This window comes from Brachybacterium sp. AOP42-C2-15 (assembly GCF_052377065.1).
Lineage (GTDB): Bacteria > Actinomycetota > Actinomycetes > Actinomycetales > Dermabacteraceae > Brachybacterium.
The window spans coordinates 1-14397 of record NZ_JBQSWK010000055.1; the positions used below are offsets into that span (position 1 = coordinate 1).

The 14397-nt window shown below is 69.6% G+C and carries 14 protein-coding genes and 1 pseudogene; 10 read left to right on the plus strand and 5 right to left on the minus strand.

Annotated elements, in window-relative coordinates; translation table 11 throughout:
• Positions 1-112: 112 nt before the first annotated feature.
• Complete coding sequence (locus tag ACT3SQ_RS17820; protein WP_441444297.1) at positions 113-625, plus strand: phosphoribosyltransferase; 513 nt, start codon at positions 113-115, stop codon at positions 623-625.
• Between the two features lie 206 nt (positions 626-831).
• Here ACT3SQ_RS17820 and ACT3SQ_RS17825 read toward each other — a convergent pair whose 3' ends face one another.
• Positions 832-1887: a DUF808 domain-containing protein gene (locus ACT3SQ_RS17825; RefSeq protein WP_444601534.1), complete on the minus strand. Its 1056-nt coding sequence runs from the start codon at positions 1885-1887 to the stop codon at positions 832-834.
• Between the two features lie 165 nt (positions 1888-2052).
• Between ACT3SQ_RS17825 and ACT3SQ_RS17830 the strand changes: the two genes are divergently transcribed.
• Positions 2053-2700, plus strand: a complete 648-nt coding sequence (locus tag ACT3SQ_RS17830; protein ID WP_441444299.1) for an SDR family oxidoreductase — start codon at positions 2053-2055, stop codon at positions 2698-2700.
• Positions 2701-2970: 270 nt separating this feature from the next.
• Positions 2971-4152 carry an MFS transporter gene (locus tag ACT3SQ_RS17835; protein WP_441444300.1) on the plus strand — a complete coding sequence of 394 codons (1182 nt, stop codon included), beginning with the start codon at positions 2971-2973 and terminating at the stop codon, positions 4150-4152.
• 72 nt (positions 4153-4224) lie between these two features.
• On the opposite strand, the gene ACT3SQ_RS17840 is transcribed toward ACT3SQ_RS17835, so the two are convergent.
• Positions 4225-4524: an acylphosphatase gene (locus tag ACT3SQ_RS17840; protein WP_441444301.1), complete on the minus strand. Its 300-nt coding sequence runs from the start codon at positions 4522-4524 to the stop codon at positions 4225-4227.
• Between the two features lie 195 nt (positions 4525-4719).
• Here ACT3SQ_RS17840 and ACT3SQ_RS17845 point away from each other — a divergent pair, with 195 nt between their 5' ends.
• Positions 4720-5592, plus strand: a complete 873-nt coding sequence (locus ACT3SQ_RS17845; RefSeq protein ID WP_441444302.1) for a GNAT family N-acetyltransferase — start codon at positions 4720-4722, stop codon at positions 5590-5592.
• A gap of 16 nt (positions 5593-5608) precedes the next feature.
• Here the strand turns inward: ACT3SQ_RS17845 and ACT3SQ_RS17850 are convergent, their stop codons facing one another.
• Positions 5609-8074, minus strand: a complete 2466-nt coding sequence (locus ACT3SQ_RS17850; protein WP_441444338.1) for a phosphoketolase family protein — start codon at positions 8072-8074, stop codon at positions 5609-5611.
• Between the two features lie 261 nt (positions 8075-8335).
• Between ACT3SQ_RS17850 and ACT3SQ_RS17855 the strand changes: the two genes are divergently transcribed.
• A complete protein-coding gene (locus ACT3SQ_RS17855; RefSeq protein WP_441444303.1) occupies positions 8336-9058 on the plus strand; it encodes a PepSY domain-containing protein in 723 nt (240 codons plus the stop codon).
• 211 nt (positions 9059-9269) lie between these two features.
• On the plus strand, positions 9270-9632 hold the full coding sequence (locus tag ACT3SQ_RS17860; protein WP_441444304.1) for a GNAT family N-acetyltransferase: 363 nt from the start codon (positions 9270-9272) through the stop codon (positions 9630-9632).
• Positions 9633-9656: 24 nt separating this feature from the next.
• Here ACT3SQ_RS17860 and ACT3SQ_RS17865 read toward each other — a convergent pair whose 3' ends face one another.
• Positions 9657-10829, minus strand: a complete 1173-nt coding sequence (locus ACT3SQ_RS17865; RefSeq protein ID WP_441444305.1) for an amidohydrolase — start codon at positions 10827-10829, stop codon at positions 9657-9659.
• An 85-nt stretch (positions 10830-10914) separates the two neighbouring features.
• Between ACT3SQ_RS17865 and ACT3SQ_RS17870 the strand changes: the two genes are divergently transcribed.
• From ACT3SQ_RS17870 to ACT3SQ_RS17885, 4 genes and pseudogenes are all read left to right on the plus strand, one after another.
• A complete protein-coding gene (locus tag ACT3SQ_RS17870; protein ID WP_441444306.1) occupies positions 10915-11811 on the plus strand; it encodes a polyphosphate kinase 2 family protein in 897 nt (298 codons plus the stop codon).
• Positions 11812-11898: 87 nt separating this feature from the next.
• Positions 11899-12396: pseudogene (tpx, locus tag ACT3SQ_RS17875) on the plus strand (thiol peroxidase).
• A gap of 120 nt (positions 12397-12516) precedes the next feature.
• Complete coding sequence (locus tag ACT3SQ_RS17880) at positions 12517-12897, plus strand: DUF488 domain-containing protein (RefSeq protein WP_441444307.1); 381 nt, start codon at positions 12517-12519, stop codon at positions 12895-12897.
• Positions 12898-12976: 79 nt separating this feature from the next.
• Positions 12977-13801: a sulfite exporter TauE/SafE family protein gene (locus tag ACT3SQ_RS17885; protein ID WP_441444308.1), complete on the plus strand. Its 825-nt coding sequence runs from the start codon at positions 12977-12979 to the stop codon at positions 13799-13801.
• A 137-nt stretch (positions 13802-13938) separates the two neighbouring features.
• Here the strand turns inward: ACT3SQ_RS17885 and ACT3SQ_RS17890 are convergent.
• On the minus strand, positions 13939-14397 hold a 459-nt coding region (locus tag ACT3SQ_RS17890; protein ID WP_444601535.1), incomplete at its 5' end, for an alpha/beta fold hydrolase.

Here is a 14397-nt window from a genome sequence, read left to right on the forward strand (position 1 = left end):
GAGCGAGCTGTGAGGAAGAGAGCAGACCCACGGCTCCAGCACCCGAGCGCAGGGCCAGGGGCGGCTACCATCGGAGCACTCTGCATCGCCCCTCCCGAGGAGAACCGAACCGATGTCCCAGGCCTTCCACGCCGATTCCTCCGACCTCGTCGTCAAGGAGGTGCTGAGCTGGGAGCTGTTCGGCACTGCCTCGCGCGAGTTGGCACAGAACATCGCTGACTCCGACTTCGAGCCCGAGATCGTGATCGCCGTTGCCCGCGGCGGGCTGCTGCCCGCAGGCTCGCTCTCCTACGCCCTCGGCCTCAAGCTGGCCGATGCGATCAACGTCGAGTTCTACACCGACGTCCACGAGACCCTGCCCGATCCGGTGCTGCTCGCGCCGATGCTCGACACCGAGTCGATCAAGGGCAAGCGCCTGCTGGTCGTCGACGATGTCGCCGATTCCGGCCGCACCCTCGCCCTGGTGCTGGACCTGCTGCGTGAGATGGGCGCCGACGCCCGCAGCGCCGTCCTCTACGCGAAGTCCGCCTCCGTGGTCTCCCCGGACTACGTGTGGCGCCGCACCGATGAGTGGATCGTCTTCCCCTGGTCCGCCGAGCCGCCCGTGACCCCGGCCGGCGCCTGACCCAGCGCCGGTTCCCCTGCCTGCGCTGGTTCCCCGGCCAGCGCCGGGACCCCGGCCGGCAGGGTCGCGATAGGACGAAAACGAGCCAGAATCCGTGAGGATCTGGCTCGTTTTCGTACGATCCTGCGTTGCCTGCGTTGCCTGCGTTGCCTGCGTTGCCTGCGTTGCCTGCGTCCCGACGGGCGCGGTGGGGCCCGCGGGGCGCCTCAGCGCTGGGGCATGGGGGGCGTTGGGTTCCCTGAGTCGGTGGAGGAGCCGACGGCGGCATCCGTACCGGGGGTGTCGTCGGCGCTCGCCGCGGCGTGCTTGCCCTCGTCGTCGCCGTGCTCGTCGTCACCGCGATGCCCGAAGGGCAGGAAGTGCATGATGACGGCGACGATGCCGCCGACGATCAGGCCGAGCACGAACGAGAAGAACGTGTTGATCAGCCAGGCGAGCACTCCGCCGACACCGGCGACGCCGGCCACCAGACCCTCGAGGTGGTGGACGAAGCCGTAGGGCTGGTCGAGCCCGAGGTCATGGGTGCCGACCAGCAGGATGTGGCCGCCCACCCAGAGCATCGCGACCATGCCCACATAGCTGATCACCGTCATGACCTTCGGCATCGCATGAACCAGGCCGGTGCCGAACTTCTGCTTGAACTCCGAGTCCTTGTCAGCGGCCATCGCCAGGCCCACGTCATCCATCTTCACCAGGATGCCGACAGCGCCGTACACCAGCACGGTGATGCCGATCGCGACCACCACGAGCACGGCGGCGCGCGCCCACAGCGAGTCCGCCTCGATCGAGTTCATGGAGATGACCATGATCTCTGCGGAGAGGATCAGGTCCGTGCGTACCGCGCTCGAGACGATCTTGTCCTCGGCGTCGGCTCCCTTAGCTGCGGCCGGCGCCTTCTTCGGCTTCCCGCTGACCAGCTCCCAGATCTTCTCGGCGCCCTCGAAGCTCAGATACAGGCCACCGAGCATCAGGATCGGCGTCAGTGCCCAGGGTGCGAAGATGCTCAGCAGCAGCAGGACCGGCAGGATGAAGATGAGCTTGTTGCGGAAGGAGCCCTTGGTGATCCGCCAGATGATCGGCAGTTCGCGCTTGGGCTGGAGCCCCTTCACGTACTGGGGCGTCACCGCGGCATCATCGATCACCACGCCCATGGCCTTCGAGCTCGCCTTGACGGAGGCGGCGGCTATGTCGTCCGTGCTGGCTGCGGCCAGGCGCGCGATTGCGGCGACGTCATCGAGCAGTGCAGCGAGTCCACCGGCCATGCTGAGGTTCCTTCTCTCGAGGGGACGGCCGCACGCGCGGCGATCCGGCTCAGGATAACGGGCGTGCGCACCCTCGCGGCCCGGGAGCCCGCCCGATGTCCACCCACCGCGAACATGGCGGGGGAGGCCTCGACTCCTGGTAGCGGCGGTGACAGTGTGGGTGCCATGGATATTGCACTTATCGGAGGACATGGGAAGGTCGCGCTGCTCGCGGCACCGCTGCTCGTGGAGGCCGGGCACACGGTCCACTCGGTGATCCGGAACCCGGAGCATGCGGGGGAGGTCGAGGCCACCGGTGCGAAGGCGGTGCTCAGCGACATCGAGAGCCTCGACGCCGGAGGCTGGGACGAGCTGCTGCGCGGCAAGGACGCAGTGGTGTGGTCCGCTGGCGCCGGCGGCGGGGACCCGGAGCGCACCATCGCGGTCGATCAGCGGGCGGCGATCGCGTCGATGGACGCCGCTCAGCGCGTCGGAGCGAGCCGCTACGTGATGGTCAGCTACTTCGGCGCGAGCCTGGAGCACGGCATCCCTGAGTCGGAGCCCTTCCACGCCTATGCCGAGGCCAAGGCGCAGGCCGACGCCCACCTGCAGGGAACCGAGCTGGCCTGGACGATCCTCGGCCCCTCGGGCCTCACCCTCGAGGAGCCGACCGGACGAATCGATCTCGGCGCGCCCGAGAGCGGCACCGTCTCGCGCGCCAACGTGGCCCGCACCATCGCGGCCGCCATCGAGCGTCCCGGCACCGCCGGGAAGTTCCTCCAGTTCAACGATGGGGAGCAGGAGATCGGCGCAGCTTTCGACACCGTGATCTGACGCGTGATCTGACGCCGCGAGCTGATCCCGCGAGGTGACGCCGCGAGGCGGAACTGCGGGATGGCCCCGCGGGAGATGCCGCCCCAGGCGGGCCCCGGTTGCCCCGACGCGACCGGGGCCCTCGTGCGTCGCAGGGGTCGGAGGGCATCCATCGGTTCGTCCGACCTGCGGTGATCGCGCGACCTGCGGTGTTCGTGCGACCTGCGGTGATCGTGCGACCTGCGGTGATCTATCGTGAGTGGACCGGACCGAGAACGAGGAGCAGCAGCAGTGGACAGCGCACGCCGTTGGGCCGGGATCGTGGCCCTCGCGGCCGGGATCTTCGTGCTCATCACCATCGAGGAGCTGCCCATCGGGGTGCTCAGCGTGATGGCACCGGATCTCGGGGTGAGCGAGGGCATGGCCGGCCTCACGGTCACGGTGCCCGGTGTCCTCGCCGGCATCGTCGCCGTCCTCACCCCCGTGATCGTGCGCGGGATGGATCGCCGCCTCGTGCTGGTCCTCGCCCTCGCCTCCGTCGTCGTCTCCAGCGCTCTGAGCGTCATCGCCCCGACCTTCGCGGTGCTTCTGATCTCCCGCCTCTTCGCCGGCATCTCGATCGGCCTGTACTGGGCGGTGATGGCGATCGTTGCCCTCGGCCAGGTCGGGAAGGAGCATGCCGCGCGGGCGCTGACCATCGCCTTCAGCGGCGCGGGGGCTGCGCTGGTGCTGGGCGTGCCGGTCGCCGCCTGGATCGGCACCCACATGGGGTGGCGGGCCGCCTTCGCGATCGTCGGAGCGGTCGCTGCGGTCGTCGCCCTCCTGATCCTGGTGCTGGTGCGTCCCGTGCGCTCGCCGGTCAACGTCACCCCGGCGATGATGCTCCTCGCAGCCCGCACTCGCGGGGTGCGCTACGCGGTGGCCCTCACCCTCCTGGTGGTGGTCGCGCAGTTCATCACCTACTCCTATGTCAGCCCCATCCTGCTGGAGCGGGCGGATGTGCCCGTGACCGATGTGGGCATGATGCTCCTGGCCTACGGCATCGCCGGACTGATCGGCAACTTCGCCGTGGCCCCGCTGCTGCGCCGCAGCGCCCCCTGGGGCGTGCTGGTGGTCTCCGCCGGGGTGGGGGTGTCGCTGATCGCGGTGCACCTGCTCATGGACAGCCCGGCCATGGCCCTCGCGATCCTGCCGCTGTGGGGATTGTTCGTCGGAGCGATCTCGGTGGCCATCCAGGCCTTCGTGGGCTCCGAGGCCGGTGAGGTCCTCGAAGAGGGCACTGCGCTGAACAGCGCGGTCTTCAACATCTCGATCGCCGCCGGTGCGCTCGTGGGCGGGCTGATCATCGACCGGGCCGGCCAGGGGGTCCTGATACTCACCTCGACTGCGATGGTGAGCGCCGGCGCCCTCCTGGCCGCGTACTACGTGCTCACCTCTCGCTCTCGCGGCCGACAGGCGACGCCCCTCCAGTAACACCGCCGGCAGCGGGATCCCGCAGGCTGCGCAACCTCCCGGCCCGCAATGCTGTTCAGCTCCGGACGCCGTTCAGCCCGTGACCCGGAACGAGTCCGCCCCGCGCGGTGCCTCCCGGTGTACGTCGATCCCGTCGACGCGGGCGCTCGAAGGACCCTTTCGCAGGTGCTCGATCATCGACTCCACGGCCTCCGGCGGGCCCTCGACGTCGGCTTCGACCGTGCCATCGAGCAGATTCCGCACCGTGCCGCCGACACCCAGCCGCGATGCCGCCGAGGCGGCATCCATCCGGAAACCGACTCCCTGCACCCGGCCCCGGACCCGCACGATCCGCCGCACAGACTCGATGCCGTCGGCTGCTGCGTCGTTCATGACTGTCCCCTCCCGGTGGGCGTTGCGCGTGCCTGCGCGTCACCCGATCGTCCTCGCCCTGATCGTAGTGTCGGCCGTCGAGGGCACCTCTCGTGGCCCCCTCGACGCACCTCATCAGCACCCCAGAGCCAGAACACCGTCCGCGTGCGAAGAAAACCTCTGGACCGTCAGCCCCGACGATGGTGGAATCCAGTCATGGCGACGACGCTGACCATCCCGACCCCCGACCTTCTCGAGCACGCGATCGGGACGCTGCGCACCTGGCAGCGGGAGGATGGCCCGTTCCATCTCCATCCCGGCGATCTCGGCTGGCACCACCTGCGTGGGGCCGAGGCCGCTACGGCGCACCTGCGCCTCTGGCACCGCGAGGATCGCCTGGTCGCCCTCGGCCTGTTGGACGGGCCGGACCTCGTGCGCACCGCTGTGGATCCTGCTCTGGCCGCCGACGAGGAACTCGCCCGCTCCATGGCCGAGGCCCTCGCCCGGCCCGAGCATGCGGTGCTGCCGGAGGGCCAGGCCTTCGTGGAGGCGCATTCCGCGCATGGTCTTCGCACCGAGCTGCTGCGGCGCGGCTGGAGCGAGGGAGAGCCGTGGGTGCCCCTGCGCCGGGGCCTCGCCGCGCCGGTCGAGGAGCCCGGGATCGTCATCGAGCAGGTCGGCGCCGACACCATCGCGGAGTACACGGCCGTGCACCGCTCCGCCTTCGACAGCCCCGGCGTGACTGATGAGCGCTTCCGCATCATGACCACCTCACCGGCCTATCGCGACGCCGTCTCGCTGCTCGGCCGCGACTGTGACAGCACCGCAGTCGCGGTGGTCACCGTCTGGTCCGCCGGCGTCGGCCGCCCCGGACTCATCGAACCGATGGGCGTGCACGCGGACCACCGCGGGCGCGGCCACGGTCGTGCGATCTGCCGTGCCGCCGCCGCGCAGCTGCGCGACCTGGGAGCCTCGAGCGCGCTGGTGTGCACCCCGCGCTCCCAGGCCGGCGCCGTGGAGACCTATGTCGCGGCCGGATTCGCGCAGCGCGCAGAGGTCCCGGACCTGCAGCGCTGCGCGGTGACCTGAATCCTCGCCGCTGGCCTCAGGCGTTGTCTCCGCCGGTGTCGACCGCGGCCCCGCCGGAGACGGAATCGCCGCCGTCTCCCCACTGCCATTGGGCGATGTCCGGGGCGTCCTCCCCATGCTCGTAGGCGTAGGCCCGCGCCCGCAGGCGGGAATCCACCATCTGCTGGCGCAGGCCGGCGTAGCGGATGCTGAGCCCCTCGACCCGGTCGATCACGTCCATCACCAGGTGGTAGCGGTCCGCGTCGTTGAGCATCAGCATGTCGAAGGGCGTCGTCGTGGTGCCCTCCTCCTTGTAGCCGCGCACATGGATCCGGGAGGTGCGGTCGTGGCGGTAGGCCAGGCGATGGATCAGCCACGGATAGCCGTGATAGGCGAACACCACCGGGATGTCCTGCCCGAAATACCCGTCGAAGTCCCGCTGCGAGAGGCCGTGCGGGTGCTCGGTGTCGTCCTGCAGACGCATCAGATCCACCACGTTCAGCACCCGCACCCGCAGCTCGGGGATCTCCGCACGGAGGATCTTCGCCGCGGCGAGCACCTCGATGGTGGGGATGTCCCCAGCGCAGGCGAGGACCACCTCCGGCTCCTGGCCGCTCTGCTCGGTGCCCGCCCAGTCCCAGATCCCCAGCCCGCGCGCGCAGTGGACGACCGCCTCGTCCATGCTCAGCCAGGTCGGGCCCGGCTGCTTGCCGGCGACGACGACGTTGACGTACTGCTTCGAGCGCAGGCAGTGGTCATAGGTGGACAGCAGCGTGTTCGCGTCCGGCGGGAGGTAGACCCGTACGATCTCCGCCTTCTTGTTGACCATGTGATCGATGAAGCCCGGGTCCTGGTGCGAGAAGCCGTTGTGGTCCTGCCGCCATACATGGGAGCTCAGCAGGTAGTTCAGCGAGGCGATGGGGCGGCGCCATTCGAGCTCACCTGACACCTTGAGCCACTTGGCGTGCTGGTTGACCATCGAGTCGACGATGTGGATGAACGCCTCATAGGAGGAGAACATGCCGTGGCGGCCCGTGAGCAGGTATCCCTCGAGCCAGCCCTGGCACTGGTGCTCGGAGAGCACCTCCATCACCCGCCCGGCACGGGCGAGATGCTCGGAGCGGTCATGTTCCTCGAAGTCCGCGTTCCACTGCTTGTCGGTGGCCTCATAGACCGTCTGCAACCGGTTCGACGCCGTCTCGTCCGGGCCGAAGATCCTGAAGTTCGACGGATTGTCCCGGACTACATCCCGCAACCAGGTGCCCAGCACCTTCGTCGCCTCCGCGATCACACCTCCGGGACGGGGGACCTCCACGGCGTACTCGCGGAAGTCCGGTAGTCGCAGCGGGATGAGCACCGAGCCGCCGTTGGTGGAGGGATTCGCGGACATCCGCAGCTCACCGGTCGGCGCGGCGGCGGCGATGTCCTCGTGCAGCCTGCCCTCCTCGTCGAACAGCTCCTCGGGCCGGTAGGACCGCAGCCAGGAATCGAGGTTCGCGAGATGCTCGTCGGTGTCCCGTGCGTTGGCCAGCGGCACCTGATGCGAGCGCCAGGAGCCCTCGGTCTTGTTGCCGTCGATCTCCTTCGGCCCGGTCCACCCCTTCGGGGTACGGAAGACGATCATCGGCCAGGCAGGGCGCTCGGTCTCGCGACCGGCCTTGGCATCCTCGGCCGCGTGCTGCTTGATCTCCGCGATCTGATCGAGCGCCTGATCCAGGACCTCCGTGAAGCGTCGATGGGTCTCCAGCGGGTCCTCATCGTCGAACCCGCCGGTGAAGAACAGCGGGGTGTGCCCGTATCCGCGCATCAGCGAGGCGAGCTCCTCGTCCCCGATTCTCGCGAGCACCGTCGGATTGGCGATCTTGTAACCGTTCAGATGCAGGATCGGCAGCACCACGCCGTCGTTCTGGGGATTGACGAACTTGTTGGAATGCCAGGAGGTGGCCAGCGGTCCCGTCTCCGCCTCCCCGTCCCCGATCACCGTGAAAGCGATCTGATCCGGGCTGTCGAACATCGCGCCGTAGGCGTGCGAGAGCGCGTATCCGAGCTCGCCGCCCTCATGGATCGAACCGGGCGTCTCCGGGGCCACGTGCGAGGGGATCCCGCCGGGGAAGGAGAACTGGGTGAACAGCCGAGCCAGCCCGTCCTCGTCCTCGCTCACCGCCGGATACACCTCGGAGTAGGTGCCTTCGAGATAGGTCGAGGCGACCAGTCCCGGGCCGCCGTGACCGGGGCCGGTGATGTACATGGCCTTCAGCCCGCGCTGAGCGATCGACCGGTTCGCATGCGCGTACAGGAATGTCAGGCCCGGCGTGGTGCCCCAGTGCCCCAGCAGCCGCGGCTTGACGTGCTCCCGCTGCAGCGGTCGGCGCAGCAGCGGGTTGTCCTTGAGGTAGATCTGGCCGACCGACAGGTAGTTCGCGGCCCGCCACCAGGCGTGGAGCCGCCGGAGGTCCTCCTCCGTCGGGGCAGTGGCAGGAGAGTCGGGCCAGCGAGAGTTCATGGTCATGGCGCCTTCCAAGGGGTCGGGAGACCTGCAGGAGCTCCGGCAGGGACGACATCCTCACTGTAGAGCCGGATCGCGGACCTGGAAAGGGGCCGACGGTCCCGACCCGGACCGTTCGGTCCACAGCCGATGAGAGGCGGATGAGAGTCTCCTCAGCATCCGCTCATGGCCCCTTCCCCGTTCTAGCCTGGGGTGACTGTTCGACATCGGGAGTCTGCCGCCGCGGGTGGCAGCACCCCTCCAGGAAGGTGGCACCCCATGAACCGCACCCTCATCCGTCCCCGCACCACCGCCCGCGCCGCGGCGCTCGGGGCACTCGTCGTCGCCCTCGCCGCCGGCTGCGGCGGCACTGATCAGAGCGAGGACGGCGCAGCGCCCAGCGAGGGGTCCGGCACCGCCCAGGAGGGAGGTGACGCCTCCGACGAGGGTGCTGCGACCGACGATGGCGCGGCCGATGACACCTCGACCGACGACAGCGCTGCGAGCGATGACGGCGGCGCGACGGGCTCCGCGCAGCAGGAACCCGCCGCGGCCGCACTGCCCGAGGACGCGGATCTCGCCACCGAGGAGCTGCCGATCACCGCCGAACGAGCACTCGAGATCGCCACCGAGACCGTGGGCGGCGGCGAGCTCGTGCAGATCGAGATCGACCACGATGACCGCGCCTGGGAGTGGGAGCTCGAGCTCATCGCGGACGGCACCCAGCACGAGCTCGACATCGACGCCACCACCGGCGAGGTCACCGCACACGACACCGATGATGACGACGACCAGGACCCCGTGGTCGACGTGACCTCCCCGATGGCCTACGCCGAGGCGATCGAGATCGCCCTCGGTGAGGAGCCCGGGCGCGTCAGCGGCTGGGACCTGGACTCCGACGACGGCAAGATCCGCTACCAGATCGACATCGACCGGGCCGACGGCGGCGACGTCGACGTGGAGGTCGACGTCGAGACCGGTGAGGTCAGGATCGACGACTGACGATCGCCGCGCGCTCGACGACTGATGCTCGCTGGGTACTGCGGTCGTGCGCTCGACGACTGGTGCTCGCTGTGCACTGCGGCTGTGCACTGCGACTGTGCGCCGCAGCCGAGCGCCCTGGCTGCGCACCCTGGCCGGGCATCATGACCCCGCACTACGGTGGGGACCGGGCACAGCACCCGCCCGGACCCCACCGTCGGCAGGAGACGCCATGGACACCGTTGTCATCGACAGCCCCGAGAACTCGCGCTACGAGATCCGCGTGGACGGGACCACGGCCGGATTCGTGGACTACCGGCTGCGCGGGGAAGTTCTCGCAGCGGTGCACACCGAGATCGACGAGGCGTTCCAGGGACAGGGCCTGGCCGGCCAGCTCGTCCGTGGCATGTTCGCCGACCTCCGCGAGCGAGGACTGCAGCTGCATCCCTACTGCCCGCTCGTGCACCGCCTGATCCGCAAGAACCTCGCGGAGCACCTGGACCTGGTGCCGGAGAACGCCCGGGAGCGGTTCCACCTGCCGCTCACGGCCGAGGAGCCCGCCTCCGAGGACGGCCCGCCAGCCTACGAAGGCTGAGCGCCGGGCGGGCCGCCCGCCTCCTCAGCGCGCGGCTATCACCGGCTCGCCGGCGTCGTCGCGATGCATGACCTCGCGGCCGCTCTGCCATACCCGCAGCGTCCGGTTCCGCACATCCAGCGGATCGCCCTCCCAGAGCACCAGATCCGCGTCCTTGCCCGGGGCGAGGGAGCCGAGCCGATCGGCGATCCCCAGCACCTCGGCCGGGTTCAGGGTGATCGCCCGCAGCGCGTCGGCCGAGGCCATGCCGTGCTTGACGGCGAGAGCCGCCTGGTCGATGAGGAACTCGATCGGCACCACCGGATGGTCGGTGATGATCGAGACCTTCACCCCTGCCGCGGTGAGGATCCCGGGCGCCTGCGGGGTGCGGTTCCGGACCTCCACCTTGGAGCGGGAGACGATCAGCGGTCCGTAGAGCACCGGCACCCCGGCGGCCGCGATCCGGTCGGCGATCAGGTACGACTCGGTGCCGTGGTCGAGCACCAGCTCGTAGCCGAACTCCTCGGCGAGCCGCAGGGCGGTGGCGATGTCGTCGGCCCGGTGCGAGTGCTGGCGCCACGGGATCTCGCGCTCCAGCACCCGGGTGAGCGCCTCGGAGACCAGATCCGCATCGCGTTCCTCGACGGGCTTCGCGCTCCAGGCGCGGGCCTTCGCGAAGGCCTGACGGATCGTGAGAGCCACGCCGAGTCGGGTCGAGGGGGTCTGGTTCCGCTCCCCGTAGACGCGCTTGGGGTTCTCGCCGAGCGCGGCCTTGAGCCCGGAGGGGCTGCGCAGCACCATGTCGTCCACCACGCGGCCATGGGTGCGGATCGCGACCGCGAGGCCACCGATCGGGTTCCCGGAGCCGGGATTGACGTTCACCGCGGTGATGCCGCCGATGATCGCGTCGTCGAAGCCGACCTCGACGGGGTTGATCGCGTCGATCGCGCGTGCCGCGGCCATCACCGGGTCGGTCATCTCGTTGGTGTCCTGGCCGGCCCAGCCCTCGCCCTCCTCCCACACGCCGAGGTGCACGTGGGCGTCGATGAACCCCGGCAGCAGCCAGCCGCCCGCCGCGTCGAGCACCTCGGCATCTGCAGGGATCTCCAGGTCGGGCCCGAGATCGGTGATCCGTCCGTCCTGGATCAGGAGCGTCCCGTCGAAGGGCTCGCCCTCGATGGGGACGATATGGGCATTGGTGATGGCGGTGAAGGTCATGCGACGACATTCCGCCGACCGGACGGTGGAGTCAAATCGGCGGCGAAGCCCCACCTCGGGGAGCCGCCCGGGCTACCCTGCGTTCATGTCGAAGAAGCCGAAGACCTCGAAGACACCGAAGCAGTCAGCGCCCAGAGACCAGACGCCCACCGGCTTTCTGATCGAATCCGGGTGGAAGGGCGAGGTCACCGAGCTCGACCCCCGCGCCACCCCCGGCTTCGACGGGAAGAAGGACGACGGCAAGGAGGTGCTCGCGGATCGCGATGGCGAGCTCGACGAGCTCCAGGAGCGCCTGTACGCGGCCCACCATGGTCAGGAGGGCGGCCGCTCCGTGCTGCTGGTCGTCCAGGGGATGGACACCTCCGGCAAGGGCGGCATCATGCGCCATGTGGTGGGGAACGTGGACCCGCAGGGCGTGGACATCGCCGCTTTCAAGGCCCCGACCCCGGCGGAGAAGCGCCATGACTTCCTCTGGAGGATCCGCAAGCGCACCCCAGCTCCGGGTATGATCGGGGTCTTCGACCGCTCGCACTACGAAGATGTGCTGATCCATCGCGTGCACGGCTGGGCCGACGCGAAAGAGATCCGCGAGCGGTACACCGCCATCAACGCCTTCGAGCGGGAGCTCACCGAGGCGGGGACGACGATCGTGAAGGTCATGCTGCACATCTCCCGTCAGGAGCAGGGGGAGCGGCTGATGGAACGGCTCGAGCGCCCGGACAAGCACTGGAAGTTCAACCCGGGTGATGTCGACGAGCGCCAGCACTGGGATGACTACATGCAGGCGTACACACGGGCGCTGAGGGCGACCTCGACGGTCGCGGCCCCCTGGAACGTGATCCCCGCCGACCGCAAGTGGTACGCCAGGATCGCAGTCCAGCAGCTGCTGCTGAACGCCCTCGAGGGCATCGACCCGCAGTGGCACGTCGCCGATTTCGACGTCGAGGAGCAGACCGAGCGGCTGCGGGAGACGATGGACTGACCTGGCGGTCCCGGCCTTCGCGCTGTGCCGAGGCCGGCTCCCAGGAAGCGGCTTGTGCCGCTCAGCTCCGAAGAAGATGATGGAGTCATGGCTTCCATCACCTTCAAGAACACTCCCATCAGCACCGTCGGCGAGCTGCCGGCCACGGGTTCTGCCCTGCCGGCCTTCGAGCTCGTCGGCCAGGACCTCGGTGCCGTCTCGAGCGCCGACCTCGCCGGCAAGCGCGTGGTCCTGAACATCTTCCCCTCGGTGGACACCGGCACCTGCGCGATGAGCGTGCGGAAGTTCAACGAGCTCGCTGCGGGCTTCGAGAACACCGTGGTCGTCTGCGTCTCCTAGGACCTGCCCTTCGCCCAGGCCCGCTTCTGCGGCGCCGAGGGCATCGAGAACGTCGTCACCGGCTCCGCCTTCCGCTCCTCCTTCGGTGAGGACTTCGGCGTGACCATGAGCGATGGACCGCTCGCCGGGCTGCTCTCCCGCGCGGTGATCATCACCGACGAGACCCGCAACGTCCTCTACACCGAGCAGGTCGGCGAGGTCTCCGAGGAGCCCGACTACGAGGCAGCGCAGGCCGCGCTCGCCTGAGCGCTCCCCTTCGACCGGCCCGCGCCCGCGTGAGCGGCTGCTCGCCCCCTGACCTCAGGGCCCGGCTCGCCCTCGGCGCAGACCGGGCCCTGTCTGCTCCACCACAGGAAGGATCGGATCATGAGCACCCCCGAGATCACCCTGGAGCGCGTTCACGACGTGCTGGACGACGAGGGCTCCGCCGCTCACGAATACCGGGTGCTGGTGGATCGGCTGTGGCCCCGAGGCATCAAGAAGGAGCGGCTCGCGCACGACGACTGGGACCAGGACGTCGCCCCCAGCTCCGAGCTGAGGAAGGTATTCCACGGCGATGAGCTGGGTTTCGAGGAGTTCTCGGCCAGGTACCGCCACGAGCTCGAGACCAGCGACGCTCCTCAGGCGCTGCTGGACCGGGCGAACGAGGCCGAGGCCCGGAGGATCGTGCTCCTGTTCGCCGCGAAGGACACCGAGCACAACCATGCCCAGGTCCTGCACGAGGTGCTGGAGGACCTGACCCGCTGACGCGCCGCGCCTCTCCGCGCGCGCGCCACCGGGCGGACGTCCGCTCGCCGCGGCTCCGTGCGCAGTAGGGTCGACGCCCGTGGAACCCCTCTCGCTGATCCTCCTGCTCGCCCTGGGCACCCTCGCCGGTGCGATCAACGCGGCAGTCGGCTCGGGCTCCCTGCTGACCCTCCCCGTGCTCCTCGCCCTCGGCATCCCGCCCGGGGTCGCCGTGCGCACCAACACCATCGGGATCCTGTTCTCCACCATCGGCTCCACCTACGGGTACCGCCGGGAGATCGCCCAGGAGAAGGGGAACCTTCGGCCGCTGCTGCTCGTCACGGCGGTGTGCGCGACCCTCGGAGCGCTCCTGCTGCTGATCTCCCCGGCACAGGCGCTTGACGTCGTGGTGCCGGTGCTGATCATCGTCGCCCTGGCGATGGTGATCTTCCAGAAGCGCCTCACCGCGTTCCTGCGCGATCGGCAGGATCGCCGGTCGGCCCGCCGCCGGACCGTCGCCGAGGGGCCAGCAACGGAGGCAGCCGAGCAGCGCAGCCCATATCGGTCTCCGGGGCTGATCGCCGCGATGGGCGGTGCGTCGGTCTACGGCGGCTACTTCACCGCAGCGCAGGGGGTGCTCTATCTGGGCATCCTCGGCATCTTCACCGGCCGGCCGATGGGTTCGGTCAACAGCATCAAGAACCTGCTCAGCCTGGTGGTGAACCTCGCCGCGGCAACCGTCTACGTCATCGCGCACTTCGTGCTCGGGGTGGAGATCGTGTGGCTCGCCACCGCAGCCATCGCTGTGGGGGCTCTGCTGGGCGGGTACTTCGGTGCCCACCTGGCCAAACGGATGCCCGAGTGGCTGCTGCGCGGCATCATCGTCGTCGTCGCCCTGGTGGCGCTGCTCCGCCAGGTCCTCTGACCAACGCGAGCCCCCGGGGACCAGCGCGAGCACCGGGGACTAGCGCGAGCCCGGGGACCAGCGCGAGGCCCGGGACAGCGCGATCACCCGGCGGACCGGGAGCGGAGCAGGAGCTCCAACTCTCACTGCAGGAACTCTCAGCGCAGGAACGGCAGGGCGTGCGCGAGCACCTCATCCGAGGGGAACAGCGTGCCGCCGTGGTCGCGCCCGGGCAGCGGCACGAACTCCGCGTCCGGCATCAGTGCGGCAGCCCGCTGGGAGTCCTCGAAGCGCGGGTGGTCCTCGGTCCCCGCCACCCACAGGGCCGGCACCATGCACTCCTCGAGCACGTCATCGGGCACCCCCGGGGTGTCATCGGTGGCGCTGAGCAGTGCCGCGACCGCGAGATGGTCGGCCGCGAGGAAAGCGGTACGTGTCGCGCGGGCCCGCCGAGAGGTGACGTCGGGGCTGAGGCCCTGACCGATGCAGAACGACTCCATCCCCTCCTTCCGCACAGCCTCGATCACCCCGGGAAAGAACACGGAGTCGACCTGACCCTGCTGCGCCGAGGCGGAGCCGCCGAGGCTCACCAGGCGGGTCACCCGCCCCGGATGCGC

What these genes read in the sequence shown, in the direction of transcription:
- ACT3SQ_RS17850 (WP_441444338.1), bottom strand. Translation starts at nt 8,074, where the DNA reads ATGAACTCTCGCTGGCCCGACTCTCCTGCCACTGCCCCGACGGAGGAG.
- ACT3SQ_RS17865 (WP_441444305.1), bottom strand. Translation starts at nt 10,829, where the DNA reads ATGACCTTCACCGCCATCACCAATGCCCATATCGTCCCCATCGAGGGC.
- ACT3SQ_RS17870 (WP_441444306.1), top strand. Translation starts at nt 10,915, where the DNA reads ATGTCGAAGAAGCCGAAGACCTCGAAGACACCGAAGCAGTCAGCGCCC.
- ACT3SQ_RS17845 (WP_441444302.1), top strand. Translation starts at nt 4,720, where the DNA reads ATGGCGACGACGCTGACCATCCCGACCCCCGACCTTCTCGAGCACGCG.
- ACT3SQ_RS17880 (WP_441444307.1), top strand. Translation starts at nt 12,517, where the DNA reads ATGAGCACCCCCGAGATCACCCTGGAGCGCGTTCACGACGTGCTGGAC.
- ACT3SQ_RS17825 (WP_444601534.1), bottom strand. Translation starts at nt 1,887, where the DNA reads ATGGCCGGTGGACTCGCTGCACTGCTCGATGACGTCGCCGCAATCGCG.
- ACT3SQ_RS17855 (WP_441444303.1), top strand. Translation starts at nt 8,336, where the DNA reads ATGAACCGCACCCTCATCCGTCCCCGCACCACCGCCCGCGCCGCGGCG.
- ACT3SQ_RS17840 (WP_441444301.1), bottom strand. Translation starts at nt 4,524, where the DNA reads ATGAACGACGCAGCAGCCGACGGCATCGAGTCTGTGCGGCGGATCGTG.
- ACT3SQ_RS17820 (WP_441444297.1), top strand. Translation starts at nt 113, where the DNA reads ATGTCCCAGGCCTTCCACGCCGATTCCTCCGACCTCGTCGTCAAGGAG.
- ACT3SQ_RS17860 (WP_441444304.1), top strand. Translation starts at nt 9,270, where the DNA reads ATGGACACCGTTGTCATCGACAGCCCCGAGAACTCGCGCTACGAGATC.
- ACT3SQ_RS17830 (WP_441444299.1), top strand. Translation starts at nt 2,053, where the DNA reads ATGGATATTGCACTTATCGGAGGACATGGGAAGGTCGCGCTGCTCGCG.